Genomic DNA, 21,441 nt, shown 5'->3' on the forward strand with positions numbered 1-21,441 from the left:
GGCCGGTCAGCCTCCGAAGGCGGTGGCCGGCAGGCCCTGTCCCGCGTCCGGCAGGACCAGCAGTGAGCCGGAGAGCGGATGCGGGCGCTCGATGCCGGTGCGGGCCGTGGTGATGTAGAGGTCCCGCAGTCCGGGACCGCCGAAGGCGCAGGAGGTGGGCCGGCGTACGGGCAGTTCGACGGTGCGGTCCAGCGCGCCGTCGGGTGTGTAGCGGCGTATCTGTCCGCCGTCCCAGAGCGCGGCCCAGACACAGCCGTCGGCGTCGACGGTGAGTCCGTCCGGGACGCCGGCGCCGGGCTCGACGGTGGCCAGCGTCCGCCGGTCGGTGACGCGTTCGCCGTTCACGCGGAAGCGGTCGATCCGGCGGGTGGGGCTGTCGATGTAGTACATCGTCCGGCCGTCGGGGCTCCAGCCCGTGCCGTTGCCGACGGAGACGGTCAGTGCCTCGGCGGCCGAACCGTCCGGTGCCACCCGGATCAGTGTGCCGCCCGCGTGGGCCTCGTCGTAGCGCATGCTTCCGGCCCAGAGCGAGCCGTCCGGTGCGACGGCCGCGTCATTGCCGCGGCGGCCGGGCACCGGGTCGTGGACCAGCCAGGAGAAGGTCCCGGCGGAGTCGTACACGCCGATGCCGTCCCGCAAGTTGACCACCAGGCCGCCATCGGCGCGCGGTTTGGCCGCGCCGACATGCTGTTCGGTCGCCAGGACGGTGCGGCGGCCGTCGGACGGGTCGTAGGTGTGGACGCGCGAGGAGAGTATGTCGACCCAGATCAGCCGGCCGGAGGCGGCGTCCCAGGTGGGGCCCTCGCCGAGCCGGGCGCTCGCCCGTACGGCGACCTCGGCCCTCATGGCCGCGCCCGGTGGCCGAGGCGCCCGGAGAGCGCGCCGGCGCCCTTCACCGCCAGTTCGGCCAGTTCGGCCTCGCGCTCGTCGCTCCAGCGGATCATCGGTACGGAGATGGACAGGGCCGCGACGACCCGGCCCGCGCTGTCCCGTACCGGCGCGGCCACACAGCTCACATCGGGATTGGACTCGCGGCGCTCGACGGCGACACCGCGCTCCCTGATCCCGGCCAGTTCGGCGCGCAGGACGTCCGGGTCGGTGACGCTGTTGGGCGTCATCGCGGTGAACTCGTGCCCGGCGACGCGGACTTCCAGCTCCGCCTCGGGCAGCGAGGCGAGCAGCATCTTGCCGACCGAGGTGCAGTGCGCGGGCAGTCTGCGTCCGGCGGCGGAGACCATCCGGACCGCGTGCGTGGAGTCGACCTTCGCGATGTAGATGACGTCGGTGTCTTCGAGGATGGCGACATGGACGGTCTCGTCGCAGGTCCCCGCGACCTCGCGGGCGACCTGTTCGCCTTCCGCGGCGAGGTCGAGCTGTTCCGCGTACCGGCTGCCGAGCTGGTAGGTGCGCACACCGAGCCGGTAGCGGCCGGGCTGTCCCGGCACCGGCACCACATAGGAGCGGGCTGCGAGTGTGGTGAGCAGTTCATGCGCGGTGGTGCGCGGCAGTTGGAGCCTGCGGATGACATCGGGAGCGGAGAGTGTGCCGTCGCCCTCCAGGAACAGTTCGAGTATGTCCAGGGCCCGCGTCACCGCGGGGACCAGCCGCCCCATGGCCGACCACCACCCTTTCTGTTCGGTACTCCGGCTTTCCGTTCGGTACTCCGGCCACTGGCCGGAATGACGAACAGGCTAGCCGTTGCGCAACCCATTGACACCCCCCGGACTGCCTGAATACGGTCACGCCACCATTTCGAACGTGTGACGAAATACCGAACACACCCTGAGGACAACTGCCTTGCGCATTACCGGAATCACCACGCATGTCGTCGGCACGCCCTGGCGCAACCTCACCTATGTGCTCGTCCACACCGACGAAGGTCTCACCGGTGTCGGTGAGACCCGGATGCTCGGCAGGACCGACGCGCTGCTCGGCTACCTCCACGAGGCCGAGGCCAATCACATCGCCGGGTCCGATCCGTTCGCGGTCGAGGACCTCGTACGCCGCATGAAGTACGGCGACTTCGGCCGGGCCGGCGAGATCGTGATGTCGGGCATCGCGGTCGTCGAGATGGCCTGCTGGGACATCAAGGGCAAGGCGCTCGGTGTGCCGGTGTGGCAGTTGCTCGGCGGCAAGGTCACCGACCGGGTGAAGGCGTACGCCAACGGCTGGTACACCACCGAGCGCACTCCGGACGCCTACCACAAGGCGGCCGAGGCGGTGGTGGAGCGCGGCTACCGGGCCCTGAAGATCGACCCGTTCGGCACCGGACACTTCGAGCTGGACCGGGCGGCGTCGAACGACGCGGTGGCGCTGATCGAGGCCGTACGGGACGCGATCGGGCCCGACACCGAACTCATGCTGGAGATGCACGGACGGTTCAGCCCGGCGACAGCGGTCCGGCTGGCGCGCGAGCTGGCGCCGTACGCCCCGGCCTGGCTGGAGGAGCCGGTGCCACCGGAGAATCTCAAGGCGCTGCGCAAGGTGGCCGACAAGGTCGAGCTGCCGATCGCGACCGGCGAGCGCATCCATGACCGCATCGAGTTCCGCGAGCTCTTCGAGTCCGGCGCCGCCGACATCATCCAGCCGGACGTCGGCCACATCGGCGGCATCCTGGAGGCCCGGAAGCTGGCCGCGACCGCCGAGACGCACTACACACTGATCGCGCCGCACAATGTCGGCGGATCGGTGCTGACCGCGGCCAGCCTCCAACTCGCCGCCTGCACGCCGAACTTCAAAATCCTGGAGCACTTCAACGACTTCGCGGACGCGGAGATCAAGAAGGTCGTCCGAGGCGCTCCGCGGGTCGATCCCGCCACGGGCTGCTTCGAGGTGTCGCACGCGCCGGGTCTCGGCGTCGAGTTCGACGCGGAGGCGGCGGCCGAATTCCCGCAGCAGCAGGCCCGGTTCGACCTGTGGGCCGAGGGCTGGGAGAAGCGCGCTCCCAAGGCGCCGAGATGAGCAGCCGGGCGATCGTCCTGGACCGGCCGGGCGTCCACCGGCTGGTGAGCGGCGCCGAACCGGTGCCGGGCCCCGGCGAGGTACTGGTACGGGTCGCGGCGGCCGGTATCTGTATGAGCGACCGCGAGGTGTACGACGGCCGCCGCGACGCGGCCTATGTGCGCTATCCGGTGACGCCGGGCCATGAGTGGTCGGGGACGGTCGAGGCGGTGGGCGCGGGCGTCGATCCGGCGCTCACCGGCCGCCGGACCGTCGCCGAGGGATTCCGCGCCTGCGGAAGCTGCGCGCGGTGCCGGGCCGGTGAGACCTCGCTGTGCACCGCCGGTTACGACGAGACGGGCTTCACCCGGCCCGGTGCCTTCGCCGACCATGTCGTCGTGCCCGCCGCGCTGTTGCATCCGCTCGCCGACGACGCGGATCTGCGGGCCGCCGCGCTGCTGGAGCCCGCCGCGGTGGTGGCCGCGGCCGTGCGGCCCTGCCGTCCGGAGCCGGGCGAGCGGATCGCGGTGGTCGGAGCGGGGACGCTGGGGCTGCTCGCCGTACAGCTCCTCGCCGCCCACTCCCCCGGTGAGCTGACGGTGATCGACCCGCGTACCGAACGGACCAGGCTCGCGCGGCTGTTCGGAGCGACCGGCGCCCGGACTCCGGACCGGACGGAGGAGCTGCGCGGACGGTACGACCTGGTCGTCGAGACCGCCGGCGCGCCGGCCACGGCCGCCTCCTCGTGTCTGCTGGCGCGGCGCGGTGGCCGGGTGGTGCTGACCGGGCTGTTCGCGCCGGGCGCGACCGGTATCGACCCGGTGCATCTGTCGCTGAACCAGCTCACGGTACGGAGCGTCTTCGGCGCCTCCTCCGCCGCCTGGGCCCATGCCGTACGGGCGTTCAACGCCGGGCTGCTGGACCCGGGGCCGCTGGTCACCCATGAATTCCCGCTGGAGCGGTACGCGGAGGCCGTGGCGCTGGTCGGCGGAGGTGATCCCGGCACCGGAAAGGTGCTGCTGCGTCCGTGACCCGGCCGCGCGCCAGGACGCACCGAGGCGCGCCTCGTCTTCCGAACTTCGTTCGGCATACCGAACACGTCAGACCCGCAGGACCGAACCAAAGGACTTGTCCGTGACCGACGCATCAGCCCCCGGCCCCCGCCGCCCCGGCGAGCAGGCGCTCGCCGCGCTCGGCCTGGCCGCGCCCGACGACAACCCCGCGGACGCCTCCCTCCACACCTTTCCCGACGGCGGCCGCTGGCGCACCGAGATCCCCTCCGTCGAAGGACCCGAGTCTCTCGCCGAGGTACTGAAGGAGTCCGCGCGGCTGGATCTGCCGGTCCACCGCGTCAGCCAGGGCAGTGGCGTCTGGATGCTCTCCGACGCCGACATCACCGAGATGGTCGACGCCTGCGCGGCTCGTTCCATCGAGTTGTGCCTGTTCACAGGGCCGCGCGGGACCTGGGACACCGGCGGTTCGACCCGCAGCGACTCGGGCGGCGCGGGACTGCGCGCCCGCGGCCATGACGCCGTGGCCGGGTGTGTGGAGGACGCGCTGCGCGCGACGGAGCTCGGCGTGACGTGTCTGCTCGTCGCCGACGAGGGTGTCCTGTGGTCCCTGCACCGGCTGCGCGCCCAGGGTGTCCTGCCCGCCGACACCACGCTCAAGGTCTCGGCGCTGGTCGGCCCCGTCAATCCGGCGTCGTACGCGGTGTTCGAGCACCTCGGGGCCGACTCCATCAACATCCCGTCGGATCTCACGCTCGCCCATCTCACCGAGATCCGCCGGACCAGCCGCGCGCCCATGGACCTCTATATCGAGGCGCCCGACGACCTCGGAGGCTATGTGCGGATGTACGAGACGGCGGAGCTGATCCGGCGTGGCGCACCGCTCTATCTGAAGTTCGGCCTGTCGAAGTCGCCCGGTATCTATCCGTACGGCGCCCAGCTCCGCGAGACCGCCCTCAGCAGCGCCCGCGAACGGGTGCGGCGCGGGCGGCTCGTGCTCGATCTGCTCATCCGGCACGGGGCCGACGGCGGGATGTCGCCGCTCGGGTCACGGCTGCCGGGCCCGCTCAGCCGCTTTCCGCTCACCCACGACAAGGACTGATGCCCCATGCGTACCCGCCGAGCCGCACTCACCGTCACCGCCGTCTCCCTGGTCCTTTCCCTCGCCGCCTGCGGGCAGAGCGGCGAGGGCGGCAGCAAGGAGGAGAAGAAGAAGGGCGGCGAGGGCGCCACCATCGGTATCGCGATGCCGACCAAGTCGTCGGAGCGCTGGATCGCCGACGGCAACAACATGGTCGCCCAGTTCAAGGAGCTCGGTTACAAGACCGACCTCCAGTACGGCGAGGACGATGTCGCCCAGCAGGTCTCGCAGGTAGAGAACATGATCACCAAGGGAGTCGACGTACTGGTGATCGCGGCCATCGACGGCCGGGCGCTCAGCGATGTGCTCCAGCAGGCCGCCGACCAGAACATCGAGGTGATCTCCTACGACCGGCTGATCCTCGGCACCAAGAACGTCGGCTATTACGCGTCCTTCGACAACGAGAAGGTCGGTGTCCTCCAGGCCACCTATCTCCTCGACAAGCTCGGTCTGAAGGACGGCGCCAAGAAGGGCCCGTTCAACATCGAGCTGTTCGCGGGCTCGCCGGACGACAACAACACCCGCTACTTCTTCGACGGCGCGTGGAAGACCCTCAAGCCGTACATCGACAAGAAGCAGCTCGTCGTCAGGAGCGGCCAGACCGGGCTGGACCAGATCACCACCCTGCGCTGGGACGGCGGCACCGCGCAGAAGCGGATGGACGACCTGCTCACCAAGGCGTACGGCTCACAGCAGGTGGACGCGGTCCTCTCGCCGTACGACGGCATCTCCATCGGCATTCTGTCGGCGCTCAAGTCCGACGGTTACGGCACGTCCGCCAAGCCGTATCCGCTGGTCACCGGGCAGGACGCCGAGGTCGCCTCGGTGAAGTCGATCGTCGCGGGCCAGCAGACGCAGACCGTCTACAAGGACACCCGGGCGCTGGCCAAGCAGGCCGTGCAGATGGCGGACGCCGTGCTCAACGACAAGAAGCCCGAGGTCAATGACGACAAGACCTACAACAACGAGGTGAAGGTCGTCCCGGCCTATCTGCTCGACCCGGTCAGCGTCGACAAGTCCAACTACCAGTCGGTGCTGGTGGACTCCGGCTACATCAAGGCGAGTGACCTGAAGTGACGCCTCCTGTCCTGGAGATGCGCTCCATCGTGAAGACCTTCCCGGGGGTCAGAGCGCTCTCCGATGTCAGTCTGACCGTCGCTCCGGGCGAGGTGCACGCGGTGTGCGGCGAGAACGGCGCGGGCAAGTCCACGCTGATGAAGGTGCTCAGCGGCGTTCATCCGCACGGGAGTTACGAGGGAGAGATCCTCTTCGAGGGCTCTCCCTGCGCCTTCCGCGACATCAGGGCCAGCGAGGCCCAGGGCATCGTCATCATCCATCAGGAGCTGGCGCTCATCCCGTATCTGTCGATCGCCGAGAACATCTTCCTCGGCAACGAGCACGCCACCAGAGGCATCATCAGCTGGAACGAGACGCTCAGACATGCCGCCTCGCTGCTCAAGCGGGTGGGTCTGCGGGAGCATCCGGGGACGCGGGTCGCGGACATCGGAGTCGGCAAACAGCAGCTCGTGGAGATCGCCAAGGCGCTCGCCAAGAAGGTGAAGCTGCTGATCCTGGACGAGCCGACAGCGGCGCTCAACGACGGCGACAGCGCTCAACTGCTCCAGCTCATTCTTGAGTTGAAGGCTCAGGGCATTGCCTCGATCATCATCTCGCACAAGCTGAACGAGATCGCCGAGGTGGCCGACTCCGTCACGATCCTCCGGGACGGCCGGACCATCGAGACCCTCGATGTGAAGGCCGAGTCGACCACCGAGGACCGGATCATCCGGGGCATGGTGGGACGCGACCTCGACCACCGCTTCCCGGAACGCACGCCCTACGAAGGCGATCCCGGGGCGCGGCCGGCGCTCGAAGTGCGCGACTGGACCGTGCACCATCCCATCGATCAGCAGCGCAAGGTCGTCGACGGCGTCTCGGTCTCGGTCCGCAGAGGCGAGATCGTCGGCATCGCGGGACTGATGGGCGCGGGCCGCACCGAGCTGGCGATGAGCGTCTTCGGACGCTCGTACGGCCGCAACATCACCGGGACGGTCCTCAAGGACGGCCGGGAGATCCGTACCCGCACGGTGCCCGAGGCGGTCGCGCACGGCATCGCGTATGTCACCGAGGACCGCAAGCAGTACGGGCTCAACCTCATCGACACCATCGCCAGGAACATCACGATGAGCGCCCTGTCCAAGGTGGCCAGGCACGGTGTGGTCGACGAGCACGAGGAGAGCCGGGTCGCCGAGTCGTACCGCGCGAGCATGAACATCAAAACGCCGACCGTCTTCGAACAGGTCGGCCGGCTCTCCGGCGGCAATCAGCAGAAGGTCGTCCTCAGCAAATGGATCTTCGCTGGTCCCGATGTGCTGATCCTCGACGAGCCCACCCGGGGCATCGACGTCGGCGCCAAGTACGAGATCTACACCGTCATCGACCAGCTCGCCGCACAGGGCAAGGCGGTCGTCTTCATCTCCTCCGAACTTCCCGAGCTGCTCGGTATGTGCGACCGCGTCTACACGATGGCGGCCGGCCGGCTCACCGGTGAGATCCCGAGGGCGGAAGCGACCCAGGAAGTCCTGATGCGCCATATGACCAAGAACACGAGGTAGTCGACATGGGTCCGGTCACCACCGACACACCGAGGGACGGCGCGCCGAAAGGCGGCCCGCCGTCCGCCGCGTCCGGGCGCGGCGCCACGGGGGCGCTGCTGCTGGAGGCCGCGCGCCGCAATATGCGGCAGTACGGCATGCTCGTCGCTCTCGGTCTGATCGTCGTGCTGTTCCAGATATGGACCGGCGGTGTGCTGCTCAAGCCGAACAACGTCACCAATCTGGTGCTCCAGAACAGCTACATCCTGGTGCTCGCCATCGGCATGATGATCGTCATCATCGCGGGCCACATCGATCTGTCGGTCGGCTCGCTGGCCGCGTTCGTCTCCGCCGCCTGCGCGGTGATGATGGTCGAGCACAAGGTCCCGTGGGTGCTCGCCACGATCCTGGGGCTGCTCATCGGCGCGGTCGCCGGCGCCTGGCAGGGTTTCTGGATCGCGTACGTCGGCATCCCGTCGTTCATCGTCACTCTCGCCGGGATGCTGCTCTTCCGCGGCGGTACGCAGATCTTCCTGGGATCACGCTCGCTCGGGCCGTTCCCGGAAGGATTCCAGAAGATCTCCACCGGCTATCTTCCCGAGATCGGGCCGGCCACCAACTACCACAATCTGACCCTGCTGCTGGGTGTCGCGCTGCTGGCCTTCGCGCTGCTCCAGGAGGTCAGGGACCGCCGACGGCAGCGTGCGTACGACCTGGAGGTGCTGCCCCGCAATCTGTTCCTGGTCAAGTGCGTGGCGCTGGCCGCCGCCGTGCTCGCCTTCACGATGACTCTGGCCAGCTACCGAGGTGTGCCGGTCGTCCTGCTGCTGCTCGCCGCGTTGCTCATCGGCTTCGGCTATGTCATGCGCAACGCCGTCGTCGGCCGTCATGTGTACGCGCTGGGCGGCAACCAGGCGGCGGCGAAGCTCTCCGGAGTCAAGGACCGGCGTGTCACCTTCCTGGTCTTCGTCAATATGGGAGTGCTCGCCGCGCTGGCCGGCATCGTCTACGCGGCCCGGCTCAACGCGGGTGTTCCACAGGCGGGCGTGAACTTCGAACTGGAGGCCATCGCGGCCGCGTTCATCGGTGGCGCGTCGATGAGCGGTGGCGTGGGCACGGTGTTCGGCGCGATCATCGGCGGACTGGTCCTCGGCGTGCTCAACAACGGTATGTCGCTGGTGGGCGTCGGCACGGACTACCAGCAGGTCATCAAGGGTCTGGTGCTGCTGGCCGCGGTGGGCTTCGACGTCTGGAACAAACGCCGGGTGGGTGCCTGACGGCCTCGGCGCACCGCGCTCACCGGCGCCTCAGGGATGATGAGGCGTGCTGAGGCACCGAGAGAGGGCGGTTGGAGCATGAGGCTGACGATTCTGGGCGGTGGTGGCTTCCGGGTGCCGCTGGTGTACGGGGCGCTGCTCCGCGACCGGGCCGAGGGCCGGGTCACCAGGGTCACGCTGTACGACGTGGACGCCGGCCGGCTCACCGCTGTCGCGCGGGTGCTGGCCGAGCAGTCGTCGGGCGTGGCGGACGCGCCGGAGGTCAGGGTCACCACCGACCTCGACGAGGCGCTGCGCGGCGCGGACTTCGTCTTCTCCGCGATCAGGGTGGGCGGCCTCGAAGGACGCGCGGCCGACGAGCGGGTGGCGCTGGTGCAGGGCGTGCTCGGCCAGGAGACGGTCGGCGCGGGCGGGATCGCGTACGGACTGCGTACGGTCCCGGTCGCGCTCGACATCGCACGACGGGTGGCGGCGCTGGCTCCGGACGCCTGGGTCATCAACTTCACCAATCCGGCCGGGCTGGTCACCGAAGCCATGTCGCGGATCCTGGGCGACCGGGTCATCGGGATCTGCGACTCGCCGGTCGGTCTCGGCCGCCGTGTGGCGCGGGCGCTGGGCGTGGACCCGGCGAAGGCGTGGTTCGACTACGTCGGGCTCAATCACCTCGGCTGGCTGCGGGGCCTGTGGGTCGGCGGGCGTGACGAGCTGCCCAGGCTGCTGGCCGACCCCGGGATGCTGGGCTCCATCGAGGAGGGCAGGCTCTTCGGCGCGGACTGGCTGCGCTCGCTCGGTGCGATCCCCAACGAGTACCTGCACTACTACTACTTCAACCGCGAGACGGTCCGGGCGTACACGGACGCCGAGCGGACGCGGGGCGCGTATCTCCGTGACCAGCAGGCCGGTTTCTACGCCGAGCTGAGCGGTACGGACGGCGCGGCGGGATCGGCGCTCGACGCCTGGCACCGTACGCTCGCCGAACGCGAGGCCACCTATATGGCGGCGAACCGTGACGCCGCCGGGGTGGGAGAACGGGACGCGGAGGATCTGGAGTCCGGCGGCTACGAGAAGGTCGCCCTCGCGCTGATGCGGGCCGTCGCACGCGACGAGCACGCGACGCTCATCCTGAATGTCCGCAATCGCACCACGCTCTCCGTGCTGGACGCGGACGCGGTCGTCGAGGTGCCCTGTCTGGTGGACGCGAACGGCGCTCATCCGGTGACGGTGGATCCGCTGCCGTCTCACGCGGTCGGTCTTGTCACCGCCGTCAAGGCGGTCGAGCGCGAGGTGCTCGCGGCGGCGGAGAGCGGCTCGCGGGCGAGCGCGGTGAAAGCGTTCGCGCTGCATCCGCTGGTCGACTCGGTGTCCGTGGCCCGGCGGCTGCTCGACGGCTATACGGAGGTGCATCCCGGGCTGGCCTACCTCCGGCGGTGACACGACGGACGGCGGCCCGATGACACGCGCGCGGCGCCGCAGCACACCTGAAAGTGCTGCGACGCCGCGCGATGGTGCGTCAGCGGAGTCGTCAGAGCTTGCGCGCCACTCCCGCGTATCCGGGGACTGGCTCGTCGCCCGGGACCGGCACGACCTCGCCCAGCTCGGGACGCCAGTCGGCGGCCAGCGAGACACCGGGCTCGACCAGTTCGAGTCCCTTGAAGAACTTGGCGAACTCCTCGCGCGAACGCGGGGCCAGAGTGAGCCCTCGCTGCTTGTAGAGCTCGCGGGCCTTGTCCGCGCTGCCCCGGTCGAAGTCGCCCGTGACATGGGAGAGCACCAGATAGCTGCCGGAGGGCAGCGGATCGAGCAGCCGGCGCACCAGCTCGTACGCGCCGTCCTCGTCCGAGATGAAGTGCAGCAGCGCGACCAGGGAGAGCGCCACCGGCTTGCCGAGGTCCAGGATCTTCCCGGCCTCCTCGATGATGCTCTCCGGCTCCCGCACATCGGCCTGGACGTACTCCGTGACGCCCTCCGGGGTGCTGCGCAGCAGCGCCTCGGCATGACGGAGCACGATCGGATCGTTGTCGGTGTAGACGATCCGGGACTCCGGAGCGACCTCCTGAGCGATCTGATGGAGATTGGGCTCCGTCGGGATGCCCGTGCCGATGTCCAGGAACTGGCGTATCCCGGCGGCGCTGCCGAGCCAGCGGGTGGCGCGGTGCATGAAGGCCCGGTTGACCCGGGCCATGTCCGGACCCCTGGAATCGATGGCGAGGAGCTGCTGCGCCATCTCCTCGTCCACCGGATAGTTGTCCTTGCCTCCGAGTAACCAGTCGTACACCCGCGCCGGATGCGGCTTGCTGGTGTCGATGAAGTCTTGCCCGGTCATGTGCGCTCCGTGAGTCTCAGGATCGGTGTGAGCAGGTTCTGTGGAACGGATGAGGTCTGTGGAACCGTGCGTTGCCCAGCTTGTGCGGATCCGAGCCGACTCCGGATCAGGTGAGGAGGAAGTCCGCCTGGCCCGCCTTGGCGCCCTGGATGAAGGCGGCGATCTCGCCGGTCGTGTAGATGAGTGCGGGGCCTTCAGGGTCGGTGGACTGGCGCACGGCGACTCTGCCGTCGGCCAGCTTCATGGCCTCGACACAGTTCCCGCCGTTGCCACCACTCCACGGCTTGTGCCAGCCTTCGGCGCCGAGGTCGGTGGCGGGCATGCCGTTGTATATGGGATCCATTCACAGCTCCTTGCGGACATCCCTGAGGATCTCCTTCGTGCGTTGTGCAGTTGCGGCCTGAGCCGCCATCCGGTCCATGACCTCCAGATGAGTGGCCACCTCGGAACGCGCGTCGAGATAGACGGCACCCGTCAGGTACTCGCTGTAGATCATGTCCGGCAGTTCCGGTACGGCGAAACGGAAGATCACGAACGGCCCGTACGTACCGGGATGATGTCCGCTCGCGAATTCCGCGATCTGCAGTGTCACATTGGGCATCGCCGCGGCTTCGAGCAGCCGGTCGATCTGCGCCCGCATGACGTCCGGGCTGTTGCCCACAGGGCGGCGCAGCACGGTCTCGTCCATGATCACCCAGAATCTGGGCGCGTCCGGACGGGTGAGCAGGGACTGGCGCTCCATACGCAGCGCCACATGGCGTTCGATCTCCTCGGGCCTGGCCTGTCCCACGGCCCCGGCGTGCATCACCGAGCGGGCGTACTCCTCGGTCTGGAGGAGTCCCGGCACGAAGTGCGGTTCGTACGCCCTCACCAGGGCGGCGGCGCCCTCCAGGCTGACGTACATGCTGAACCAGTCCGGCAGGATGTCGTGGAAGCGCTGCCACCAGCCGGGCTTGTTGGCCTCCTCGGTGAGTTCGACGAAGGCCTCGGCCTCCACCTCCGGGATTCCGTAGGCCCTGAGCAGTATCTGCACATACGGGATCTTGAGAGTGACCTCGGCCGTCTCCATCCGGCGGATCGTGGCCGGCGCCACCCGGAGCAGCTTGGCGGCCTCTTCGCGTTTCAGGCCGACACGCTCGCGCAGATCCTGCAAACGTCTGCCGAGTACGACCTGACCCACGGTCGGGGCTGACCGCGGTTCGCTCACTTTTGAGACCTCCCCATGCACGGTTGCCAGCAGTCTGCCATGCCTCCACGACGAAGAACACGGCACTCTGAATTTTTCAGAGTGCTACTTGCCAAGTGTCCCTGGACGGGTGGAGAGTGGAGCGGTGAACCAGTACCTGCGGTTCCAGCGCCGTGCCCCAGGGAGAGGTATCGCGCATCGCCGCTGCTCCCCCCACCGTTAGGATCCGGTCGTGGCACCTGGTAACGCGCTCACTTCACAGCTCACCGCCCTGTGCTCTGGCAACGTTGTCCGACGCTATGGGTTCGAGCTCCCGGCACGCGCGGAGTCGGTCGGGCGCGCCAGAACGCTCACCCGGGACCGGCTCGTCCAGTGGGGCGTGGCCGAGGACACCTGTGAGACCGCGATGCTGGTCGTGTCGGAACTCGTGACCAACGCCATCGTGCACGCGGCGGGCCAGCATGTGATCTGCGAGATACGGGAAGGTCTGGGCCACCTGCGGATCGCGGTGGAGGACCAGGGATACGGGCCGACCGGGCCGCAGCTCCACCGGGTCTCCGACGGAGAGGGCGGCCGGGGCCTGCTCCTCATCGACTCCCTGTGCAGCGGCTGGGGAGCGCACGACACCTCGGAGTACAGTCCCGGGCGGGTCGTCTGGGCCGAGCTGCCGTACGGAAAGGGGCAGCCGTGTTGAGGACCGCGCTGCACCGGCTCACCCGCGGCCTGCGGACCGAGTACGGCGCCGGATATCCAGGCCGCCGGATCCAGCTTCCGCTGCCGCCGACCCTGCCCGCCTCGCTGGGCTGTGACGCGGTGGGTGTGCCGGCCCGGCACGGCTTCCGGCTCATGGCGCGACTGCCCAGGACCGGCTGTGTCTTCGCCGACACCGACTGGTGGTGGTGGATCGTCCCGGCGGGCTCCGACCTCGATCTGACCTGGCCGGCACCGGCCCGCTACATCTCCGGTACGAGCGTGCCCGCCGTACGCCCGCGACTGATCCACTGGCCCGACGCCCCGACGCCGTACACTCCGCCGATCCCCTTCTATCTCATGGTCTGCCAGCTCGCCGGCACGGCTCCGGCCTGGTCACCGCATGACGCGCCGGGCACGGTGCCGGCGCGGCAGCACGGCTGATCGGCACCGGCCGGCCGATCGCGAACAGGCGGACGGCGGGCAAACGCGTTACGTTTTTCTGGATGTGTTCCTGTTGGCAGGACCAGCCGGGAAGCCCGAACGCCCCGGAGCGCGCGGGATGCCTCCGCTGAACGGGACGTTCCTGTCGACGCCCGGACCGGCGGCACAGCGAAGGACATCCGCGCCATGGACGGTCTGCTCTCGCATGTACTCGACGCCCACGGCGGACTGGACCGCTGGGCGGACACGGACACCATCACCGCGCGGGTCTCCATCGGCGGACCCATCTGGGCCGTCAAGGGCTGGGACGGCGCGCTCACCGACGAGACGGTCACTCTCGACACCCGGCGCGAGCGCACCGAATTCGCGCCGTTCACCGCGCCGGAACTGCGCTCGGTCTTCAGCACCGGACCGGAACGCGTCACCGTCCTGACCGTCGACGGCCACATCGTCGAGGAACTGTCCGACGCCAGGGACGCCTTCGCCGGCTATCTGCGCGCCACCCGATGGGACCGCCTTCATCTCGGTTACTTCATCGGCTACGCGTTCTGGAACTACCTCACCTCGCCGTTCCTGTTCACCTGGCCCGGTGTCGAGGCTCACGAGATCGAGCCGTGGCGCGAGGCCGGACAGGAGTGGCGGCGTCTGCGCGTCCGATTCCCGGACACCATCGCGACCCACAGTCCCGAGCAGGTCTTCTACTACGACAGCGAGTTCATGCAGCGGCGCATGGACTATGTCACCGAGATCCTCGGCGGCACGCTCGTCGCGCACTACTCCGGCCGTCCGAAGAAGTTCGACGGCCTGGTCTTCCCCACCTGGCGCCGCGTCTTCCGGCGCAATCAGGACGGGACGTCCAATCTCAGTCTTCCCTCGATAACCATCGACATCGACGCCATCACGGTCGGCCGAGGCGGCTCATCATGACCACTTCCGTGAACCACACCACCGAACACCCGACACACCGGCTCGATGTGGCGCTGCCGGCGCCCTACGAACGGGCCGTCAAACGTTACGAGGAACTCGTCCCCGCCGCCGACACGGCACGGTTCGGCCAACTCGCCTCCTGGCAGGCCGCGCTGGACCTCGCGGAGATCAACGCGCCGCACGGTTTCATGATCTACTGGCGCACCGATGTCACGTCCGACATGGCCGGATCGGGTTCGGGCTGGAAGTGCACCGCGTATCTGATGGGCAACCACACCATCGCCGAGCGCATGTTCCGTCATGATCCCGCCACGATGCTGCACGCGCCGCTGCGCACGGCCCTCTACGCCGATGTGCACGGCGACACCCGGTTCGTGGTGGACCGGCCCAGCTCACTCTTCGACAGCTACGGCACCCCGGCCATCACCGCGGTCGGCGAGGAACTCGACCAGCTCCTCGCCGGTCTGCTCACCCTCCTGGGCGCCACACCGCCGAAGGAACTCAGCGGATGAGAAGGCGCCCGCGAGGTGCTGAGCCGACCGCTCACGGGAAACACGGCGGCGCTTCGGTGAGCGGGGCCGCCCGATCCCGGCGCCGAGCGCGTAACGACGCAACGGACGTACCGGAACGGGCGGTTGATCGAGAGGACGCTCCCCACCCGGGCTGCGACTTCCAGTAACCGCGACGGTGCTCGCGCGCGCTCCTGACCGGCCGATCCGGTAAGCGGCCGTACCGCTTGCCGGATCAGCCGCGCGCGGACGCCGGCTCCTCCAGCGTCGCGGCCGACCAGGTCTTCTCGTCCGCCGCCAGCAGCTCCCTCATCCGGTCCCGCGGCGGCAGCGGACCGTGGTCCGCCGTGACACCCAGCGCCGACGCCGCCGTCAGATGACCGAGCCGCAGAGCGCGCACCGGATCGCCGGACTCGCGCAGGCCCGCCAGGAAGCCCGCGGCGAAGGCGTCTCCCGCGCCGACCGGTTCGACCACCCGGACCGTCAGGGCCGGGACGGTGTACGGCACCGGCCCGACAAACGCGGTCGACGCGCGCGAGCCGTCCTTGACCACCAATGTGCCGGGTCCCGGCAGGAGTCGGCGGACCGATGCCGCGTCGGTGACGGCTCCGCCCCACAGCTCCTGTGCCTCGTCGAGGCCGACGAAGACGATGTCCGCGCGGTTGGCGAGCGAGAGCAGTACCTCCGCCGCCGGTTCATCCGCCGGCCCGGACGGCCAGAGCGCCGGGCGGTGGTTCACATCGAAGCTGACGGAGTACGGCCGGCCGGGCGACAGCGCCTCCTCCACCAGGGCGCGGCAGCTCGACGACAGCGCCGGCGTGATACCGGTGAGATGGACAAGTCCCGCGCCGCGTACGGCTTCTGTGCGCAGCACCTCCGGGCTGAGCGCGGCGGCGGCGGAGCCGCGCCGGTAGTAGTGGACACGAGTGCCGTCCGCGCCGGGATCCTTGATCAGCAGTCCCGTCGCGCGCGCGGAGTCCGTGCGGACACCGGAGACATCGACGCCGGAGGCCGCGATCCGTTCCCGTACCCGCCGTCCGAAAGGATCGTCGCCGAGCGCGGACACCCAGCGCGCGGGCACTCCGTGGTCGGCCAGATACACCGCTACGTTCGATTCGGCGCCCGCGATGTCGACCCGGAGCAGCTCGGCGTCGTCGAGCGGAGCGACCGGGTCCGGCGCCAGCGCGGCCATCGTCTCGCCGATACAGACGACCGGACCCGCCGGTGCGCTCATGAGCCGTGCTCCGGGCGGTACGACGCCGTCGCGAGGCCCGGCACCTCGACCCGTGCGGTGAAGACCGCGCCGTCCAGCGGTCCCGGCCGGGACATACCGATGAAGGCGCTCGTGATGTACAGCGTGCGGCCGTCGTCGCCGCCCAGGCAGACGCCGGCGGGCTGCGCGGCGGGCAGCGGCAGCACCCGGTCGAGAGTGCCGTCGGCCCGGTAGCGGTGGACCGCGCCCTCGCCCCAGACGGCCGTCCACAGCCCGCCGTCCGCGTCGACGGCCATCCCGTCGGGACTGCCGGCGTCGAGCGTCGCGAACACCGAAGGGCCGCCCAGCTCGCCCGTCGCCGGGTCGACCGGGTAGGTACGGATGACTCCGCGAGCGCTGTCGGCGAGGTACATCGTCGTCCCGTCGGCGGAGAAGACCGGGCCGTTCGGCACGGTGAGGCCGTCCAGCACCCGGGTCACCGTGCCGTCGCGATCGGTCCGGTACAGAGACCCCGCGCCCTCGACCGCGTCGTACGCCATGCTGCCCGCCCAGAACCGGCCGGACGGATCGGCGGTTCCGTCGTTCATCCGCGTCGGCACGGCCGCCGAGTCCTCCGGACGCGCCAGCCACTCGGCCGTACCGTCCGCGCCGAGCAGGCAGATACCGGTTCCGGCGGCGGCGATCCAGACGCCGGGACGGCCGGCCACCGGCGCCACCGCGCCCAGCGGCACCGGGAGTTCGGCGACGACGTCCAGCCGGGACAGGTCCGGAGCTCCGTCGCCGGCCGGCGCGGACAGCACGTCGGCCGGCGCGGAGAGCAGCCGGCCGGCCAGGATGTCGACCAGGACGATCCGGCCGTCGGTCCAGCGGACGCCTTCGCCGAGTTCGAGCCGGTCGGCCCAGCGCGGGACAGGTGTGTACGCTCCGCCGTTCACCGGCCGTCCTCCGCCGCCTCGCGTACGACACCGAGGAACTCGCGCGCCCGCGTGCGCAGTTCGTCCAGGCCGCCGCCGTCGGCCGCGTCTCCGATCAGCGGCGAGCCGACGCCCACGGCCACCGCGCCGCGTGCCAGATACTCCCGCGCGGCCTCCGCGTCCACTCCTCCGACAGGCACGAAGGGCAGCTCGGGAAAGGGTCCGCGCAGCGCGCGCAGATAGCCGGGACCGCCCGCCTGCTCCGCCGGGAAGATCTTGAACGCCTCGGCGCCCAGCCGGCGCGCGGACAGGATGTCCGACGGTGTCATCACACCGGCGAGGACCGGAAGCCCCAGCTCCCGCGCGGTGGTGATGCCGTCGCTGACCGCCGGTGTGACGATGAAGTCCGCGCCGGCCCGGTGCGCGGCGCGCGCGTCGTCGGCGCCGAGGACGGTTCCCGCGCCGAGCGGCGCGTCCGGACCGAGCGCGGCTCTGGCACGGGCGATGACATCGAGTGCGTCCCGGCCGCTGAGCGAGACCTCGATCAGCGCGACGCCTTCCTCGACCAGCGTCAGTACGGTCTTCAGCGCCGCGTCGGCGTCGCCGCCGCGCACGATGGCCAGAAGACGGTGGGAGCGCAGGGCTGCCAGCAGATCCACGGGAGGGATTCCTTTCCTGTATGTACTCAAGAGTGGTGCGTCGCCGTCAGGACGAGCCGCCAGCGGACCTCGCCGGACGCCGGGACGCACGCGGCGTCTCCCTCACCGGCCGCGGCCAGGTCGAAGACCCGGCCGAGCATCGGCTCGACACCGATGGAGCGATACGGCGCGTCCTCGGGAAAGCCGCCGAGATTGCGCCACAGGGCGACGGAGACGGGCTGGCCCTCGGCCTCGACCGCGAGACTCAGTCCGTCGGCCCCGTCCCGTACGGACACCTCGGCGGTGTCGACCACCGCGCCGAGGGCCGTACCGTCGTCCGGTCCGAGCCGGTCGAGCGGTACGCCGTCCACCTCGGGCCAGACGCCCGGAGTCCAGCGGGATCCGCCGTCGGGATAGAGCCGGACGGCCGCGCCGTCCCGCAGGACCACGCGTCCCCGCTCGGAGACGTCCAGCAGCGCGTGCGCGGCCCACAGGAAGCGGTAGCCGGGCTCGGCGGTCAGCCGGTAGTCGACGGCCAACCGTCCATGCAGGCTGTCATGTATGCGCCGGACGAGCCGGAAGTCGGGACAGCCGACGGACTGCTCGTCGCCGTCCTGACGCCATGGCCGCGCCCAGGCGTCACCGTGGTCGGGTGTCCCGCGCACCGTGGGAACGCACTCCTCCAGACCACCCGCGTCGGCGAAGGCGTCGCCGGGCCGGACACCGGCCCTGCGCGGCTCGTCCCGGTGCCACAGCCATTCGCGGACGGCGCCGTCACCGGCGCCGTCCGCGCGCAGCGATGTCCAACGTCCGCCGTGGGCCGGGTCCGTGGTGATCCGGAGCCCGGACGGGCTCCCGCCCACCGCCTCACCGCCCGCCGCCTCACCGCCCGGTTCGCTCACCATTCCGCGAAGGACCCGTCCGTGTGCCGCCACACCGGGTTGCGCCACGCGTGTCCCGTGCGGTCGGCCGCGCGTACCGCCTGCTCGTCGACGGTGATGCCGAGTCCCGGCAGATCCGTCCTGCGCGCCTTTCCGTCGGTGAACCGGAACGGCTCGGTGTCGACGAGATACGACAGCAGATCGGCGTCCTTGTTGTAGTGGATGCCTCTGCTCTGCTCCTGGATGAGGAAGTTCGGTGTGCTGAAGGCGAGCTGGAGGCTGGCGGCGAGCGCGATCGGCCCGAGCGGACAGTGCGGCGCGAGCTGCACTCCGTAGGTCTCGGCGAGGGTCGCGATCCGGTGGACCTCCGAGATACCACCGGCGTGCGAGAGATCGGGCTGGGCGACGGCGATGCCCGCGGCGAGCGCGGGCAGGAACTCCGCCCGCCCGTAGAGCCGTTCACCCGTCGCGATGGGTACGGGGCTGGCGGCCACCAGCGCGGCCAGCAGATGTCCCTGCTCCGGCAGCAGCGGTTCCTCCGCGAACAGCGGATGCAGCGGGCCGATCTCGCTCAGCACCCGGCGGGCGGAGGCCGGACTGAACCGGCCGTGGAAGTCGACCGCCACATCGCGGTGCGGCCCGAGGACCTCCCGCGCCGCGGCGACCCGGTCCACCACGGCGGCCGTCTCGGCGGGCGTGGTGATCGGCGAGGTGCGTCCGGCCGCGTTCATCTTGACGGCGGTGAAGCCGGCCTCGACCTGTTCGGTGATCTCCTCCGTGAGCCGGGCCGGTTCATCGCCGCCGACCCACGCGTATACGCGGATCTCGTCCCGTACCGGTCCGCCGAGCAGGCCGTGCACCGGCGCGCCGTAGGTCTTGCCCGCGATGTCCCACAGCGCCTGGTCGATGCCGGCGACGGCGCTGGAGAGCACAGGACCGCCCCGGTAGAAGCCGCCCTTGCTCAGGACCTGCCAGTGGTCCTGGATCCGCAGCGGGTCCTGGCCCACGAGGTATTCGGCGAGGACGCCGACCGCGGCCCGTACCACCTCGGCCCGGCCCTCGACCACCGGCTCGCCCCAGCCGACCACACCGTCATCGGTCTCGATGCGGCAGAACAGCCAGCGGGGCGGGACGAGGAACGTTTCGACGCGAGCGATCTTCACTTCGCCTCGGAGCCTTTCGTGTGGGGGGTGCCATGGACCTTGTCGAGGTCGCGTACCGCCTGGTCGAGCAGGACGCGCATGGCGTGTTCCGCCGCGTCCCGGTCTCTCGCCCGGACGGCGTCGAGCACGGCGCGGTGGCTGGGCACCGGGTCCTCGCCGTGCGGAGAGCTGTGCACGATCTGGTCGCGGTGCGCGAGACCGGACTCGATGACCATCTCCATGCGTTCCAGCAGTTCGTTGTGGGTGGCGGCGAGCAGCGCGCGGTGGAAGGCGAGGTCGGCCTCGACCGCGTGGGCGGCGCCGCCGTCCTCCTCACCCATCGCGGTCAGCGCCGCCTCCAGTTCCGCGAGATCGGCGTCGGTACGGCGCTCGGCGGCCAGCCGCACAGCGGCCGGCTCGATGATGCCGCGGACCTCGCCGAGGTTGTGCAGCAGTCCGATGTCGGCGCCGGCCCCCGCGCCGGTGCCGCCGGCGAACTGCCAGCGCAGTACGTCCGCGTCCAGCAGATTCCAGTCGGCGCGTGGCCTCACGAACGTGCCGCGCTTCTGCCGTGCGTCGACCATCCCCTTGGCCGCGAGTACCTTCAGCGATTCACGCAGTGCGGTCAGACTGACGTCCAACTCGTCCTGCAACGCCACGAGATCGAGTGTCGCCCCCTCGGGAATCTCCCCGCTGAGCACCCGGCGCGCGAGAGTCTCCACGGTCTGGCCGTGCACTCCGCGGCGCGCGTACGGCGTCATGTCGTTATGCCTTTCTGCTGGTCGGGTGGTGTACGGCGAACTGCCGGCAGGCCGGTCAGGCCGAGGCCTTCACAACGCTCCAGCCGCCGTCCACGAGCAGGCTCGTTCCGGTGATGTAGGAGGCTTCACCGGCCGCGAGGAAGGCGATCGCGGCGGCGACCTCCTCCGGAGTTCCGAAGCGGCGCGCCGCGGTCTCGGCGACGCTGCGCTCCCGGTCCTCCGCCGGCACCCGGTCCCAGGCGGCGGTGAGGATCGGGCCGGGCAGCACGGCGTTGACCCGTACGTCGGGCCCGTACTCCACGGCGAGCTGTCCGCAGAGCGAGAGCAGCGCGCCCTTGGACGCGGCGTAGGCGGGATGACCCGGGATGCCCTTGTGCGCGTGGACGGAGGAGGTCAGCACCACCGCGCCGCGCTGCGCGCGCAGATCGGGCAGGACGGCTTTGAAGCCGAGGAATCCGCCGGTGAGATTCACGGCGAGCTGTCGTTCCCAGGAGGCGAGGGACATCTCGTGCGCGGGAGCGACCTCCACCGTGTAGGCGTTGCTGACGAACACGCCGACGGGTCCGAAGCCGTGTGCGGCGGCCACGATCCGGTCCCAGCCGCCCTGGTCCGCGACGTCCGCCGGGACGGCCACGGCGCGGCCGCCGTCCGCGCGGATGCGCGCGGCGACGCCTTCCGCGAGGTCCGCGGCGACATCGGCGAGCACCACGGCGGCGCCCTCGGCGGCGAGGCGCTCGGCGGTGGCGGCGCCGATGCCCTGGGCTGCTCCGGTGACCACGGCGACGCGGTCGGTGAAGCGTGCGGTTCCGTTCATGAGGCGGGTCGACTCCTTGAGGTGCGAGGCTGCCTGC

Annotated in this window: 23 protein-coding genes; 11 read left to right on the forward strand and 12 right to left on the reverse strand. The window is 70.2% G+C overall.

All coding sequences use genetic code 11. The features are described from left to right. Positions 1–6: 6 nt before the first annotated feature. Together PV679_RS28110 and PV679_RS28115 are read right to left on the reverse strand one after the other, a co-directional pair. A complete protein-coding gene (locus PV679_RS28110; protein ID WP_319683240.1) occupies positions 7–846 on the reverse strand; it encodes an SMP-30/gluconolactonase/LRE family protein in 840 nt (279 codons plus the stop codon). Next, positions 843–1,613 carry an IclR family transcriptional regulator gene (locus PV679_RS28115; RefSeq protein WP_319683241.1) on the reverse strand — a complete coding sequence of 257 codons (771 nt, stop codon included), beginning with the start codon at positions 1,611–1,613 and terminating at the stop codon, positions 843–845. Before PV679_RS28115 ends, PV679_RS28110 begins: the two co-directional genes overlap by 4 nt. 184 nt (positions 1,614–1,797) lie before the next feature. Between PV679_RS28115 and PV679_RS28120 the strand changes: the two genes are divergently transcribed. The 7 genes from PV679_RS28120 (at position 1,798) to PV679_RS28150 (ending at position 10,393) form a co-directional block, all read left to right on the forward strand. Then, a complete protein-coding gene (locus PV679_RS28120; RefSeq protein ID WP_319683243.1) occupies positions 1,798–2,961 on the forward strand; it encodes a mandelate racemase/muconate lactonizing enzyme family protein in 1,164 nt (387 codons plus the stop codon). Next, the gene (locus PV679_RS28125; protein ID WP_319683244.1) at positions 2,958–3,971 is read left to right on the forward strand and encodes a zinc-dependent alcohol dehydrogenase; all 1,014 of its coding nucleotides are present in this window, start codon (positions 2,958–2,960) and stop codon (positions 3,969–3,971) included. Before PV679_RS28120 ends, PV679_RS28125 begins: the two co-directional genes overlap by 4 nt. Before the next feature lie 103 nt (positions 3,972–4,074). Further along, on the forward strand, positions 4,075–5,052 hold the full coding sequence (locus PV679_RS28130; protein WP_319683245.1) for a hypothetical protein: 978 nt from the start codon (positions 4,075–4,077) through the stop codon (positions 5,050–5,052). A gap of 6 nt (positions 5,053–5,058) precedes the next feature. After that, positions 5,059–6,168 (forward strand): multiple monosaccharide ABC transporter substrate-binding protein, encoded by a 1,110-nt coding sequence (gene chvE / locus PV679_RS28135; protein ID WP_319683246.1) that lies wholly within the window; start codon positions 5,059–5,061, stop codon positions 6,166–6,168. After that, entirely contained in the window at positions 6,165–7,706 is a 1,542-nt protein-coding gene (gene mmsA, locus PV679_RS28140; RefSeq protein ID WP_319683247.1) for a multiple monosaccharide ABC transporter ATP-binding protein, read from the forward strand. The genes chvE and mmsA overlap by 4 nt, the downstream gene beginning before the upstream one ends. A gap of 5 nt (positions 7,707–7,711) precedes the next feature. Continuing rightward, positions 7,712–8,962, forward strand: a complete 1,251-nt coding sequence (gene mmsB / locus PV679_RS28145; protein ID WP_319683249.1) for a multiple monosaccharide ABC transporter permease — start codon at positions 7,712–7,714, stop codon at positions 8,960–8,962. Between the two features lie 78 nt (positions 8,963–9,040). Further along, a complete protein-coding gene (locus tag PV679_RS28150) occupies positions 9,041–10,393 on the forward strand; it encodes a 6-phospho-beta-glucosidase (RefSeq protein WP_319683250.1) in 1,353 nt (450 codons plus the stop codon). 91 nt (positions 10,394–10,484) lie between these two features. On the opposite strand, the gene PV679_RS28155 is transcribed toward PV679_RS28150, so the two are convergent. The 3 genes from PV679_RS28155 to PV679_RS28165 all read right to left on the reverse strand — a co-directional run bounded on the left by PV679_RS28155 (position 10,485) and on the right by PV679_RS28165 (position 12,492). Continuing rightward, the gene (locus PV679_RS28155; protein ID WP_319683251.1) at positions 10,485–11,285 is read right to left on the reverse strand and encodes an SAM-dependent methyltransferase; all 801 of its coding nucleotides are present in this window, start codon (positions 11,283–11,285) and stop codon (positions 10,485–10,487) included. Between the two features lie 106 nt (positions 11,286–11,391). Then, positions 11,392–11,628 (reverse strand): DUF397 domain-containing protein, encoded by a 237-nt coding sequence (locus PV679_RS28160; protein ID WP_319683252.1) that lies wholly within the window; start codon positions 11,626–11,628, stop codon positions 11,392–11,394. Continuing rightward, positions 11,629–12,492, reverse strand: a complete 864-nt coding sequence (locus tag PV679_RS28165; RefSeq protein ID WP_319683253.1) for a helix-turn-helix transcriptional regulator — start codon at positions 12,490–12,492, stop codon at positions 11,629–11,631. 211 nt (positions 12,493–12,703) lie between these two features. Here PV679_RS28165 and PV679_RS28170 point away from each other — a divergent pair, with 211 nt between their 5' ends. From PV679_RS28170 to PV679_RS28185, 4 genes are all read left to right on the forward strand, one after another. After that, positions 12,704–13,165, forward strand: a complete 462-nt coding sequence (locus PV679_RS28170) for an ATP-binding protein (RefSeq protein WP_319683254.1) — start codon at positions 12,704–12,706, stop codon at positions 13,163–13,165. Beyond that, positions 13,159–13,605: a hypothetical protein gene (locus tag PV679_RS28175; protein ID WP_416069820.1), complete on the forward strand. Its 447-nt coding sequence runs from the start codon at positions 13,159–13,161 to the stop codon at positions 13,603–13,605. Before PV679_RS28170 ends, PV679_RS28175 begins: the two co-directional genes overlap by 7 nt. A gap of 186 nt (positions 13,606–13,791) precedes the next feature. After that, positions 13,792–14,532 (forward strand): hypothetical protein, encoded by a 741-nt coding sequence (locus PV679_RS28180; RefSeq protein WP_319683255.1) that lies wholly within the window; start codon positions 13,792–13,794, stop codon positions 14,530–14,532. Continuing rightward, a complete protein-coding gene (locus tag PV679_RS28185) occupies positions 14,529–15,044 on the forward strand; it encodes a hypothetical protein (RefSeq protein ID WP_319683256.1) in 516 nt (171 codons plus the stop codon). Before PV679_RS28180 ends, PV679_RS28185 begins: the two co-directional genes overlap by 4 nt. 232 nt (positions 15,045–15,276) lie before the next feature. Here PV679_RS28185 and PV679_RS28190 read toward each other — a convergent pair whose 3' ends face one another. Genes PV679_RS28190 through PV679_RS28220 form a run of 7 tightly spaced genes read right to left on the reverse strand, consistent with a single transcriptional unit; the run spans position 15,277 to position 21,404 of the window. Then, positions 15,277–16,275, reverse strand: coding sequence for a sugar kinase (locus tag PV679_RS28190; protein ID WP_319683257.1), 999 nt, complete (start codon positions 16,273–16,275; stop codon positions 15,277–15,279). Further along, complete coding sequence (locus PV679_RS28195; RefSeq protein ID WP_319683258.1) at positions 16,272–17,189, reverse strand: SMP-30/gluconolactonase/LRE family protein; 918 nt, start codon at positions 17,187–17,189, stop codon at positions 16,272–16,274. Before PV679_RS28195 ends, PV679_RS28190 begins: the two co-directional genes overlap by 4 nt. Continuing rightward, complete coding sequence (locus tag PV679_RS28200) at positions 17,186–17,827, reverse strand: bifunctional 4-hydroxy-2-oxoglutarate aldolase/2-dehydro-3-deoxy-phosphogluconate aldolase (RefSeq protein WP_319683259.1); 642 nt, start codon at positions 17,825–17,827, stop codon at positions 17,186–17,188. The genes PV679_RS28195 and PV679_RS28200 overlap by 4 nt, the downstream gene beginning before the upstream one ends. 26 nt (positions 17,828–17,853) lie before the next feature. Then, a complete protein-coding gene (locus PV679_RS28205; RefSeq protein ID WP_319683260.1) occupies positions 17,854–18,711 on the reverse strand; it encodes a hypothetical protein in 858 nt (285 codons plus the stop codon). Next, on the reverse strand, positions 18,705–19,850 hold the full coding sequence (gene dgoD / locus PV679_RS28210) for a galactonate dehydratase (protein ID WP_319683261.1): 1,146 nt from the start codon (positions 19,848–19,850) through the stop codon (positions 18,705–18,707). The genes PV679_RS28205 and dgoD overlap by 7 nt, the downstream gene beginning before the upstream one ends. Further along, positions 19,847–20,590 carry a FadR/GntR family transcriptional regulator gene (locus PV679_RS28215; protein WP_319683262.1) on the reverse strand — a complete coding sequence of 248 codons (744 nt, stop codon included), beginning with the start codon at positions 20,588–20,590 and terminating at the stop codon, positions 19,847–19,849. Before PV679_RS28215 ends, dgoD begins: the two co-directional genes overlap by 4 nt. 55 nt (positions 20,591–20,645) lie before the next feature. Next, entirely contained in the window at positions 20,646–21,404 is a 759-nt protein-coding gene (locus PV679_RS28220; protein WP_319683263.1) for an SDR family NAD(P)-dependent oxidoreductase, read from the reverse strand. Between the last annotated feature and the right edge of the window lie 37 nt (positions 21,405–21,441).

It is taken from the genome of Streptomyces sp. AK02-01A, assembly GCF_033795305.1.
Taxonomy (GTDB): domain Bacteria; phylum Actinomycetota; class Actinomycetes; order Streptomycetales; family Streptomycetaceae; genus Streptomyces.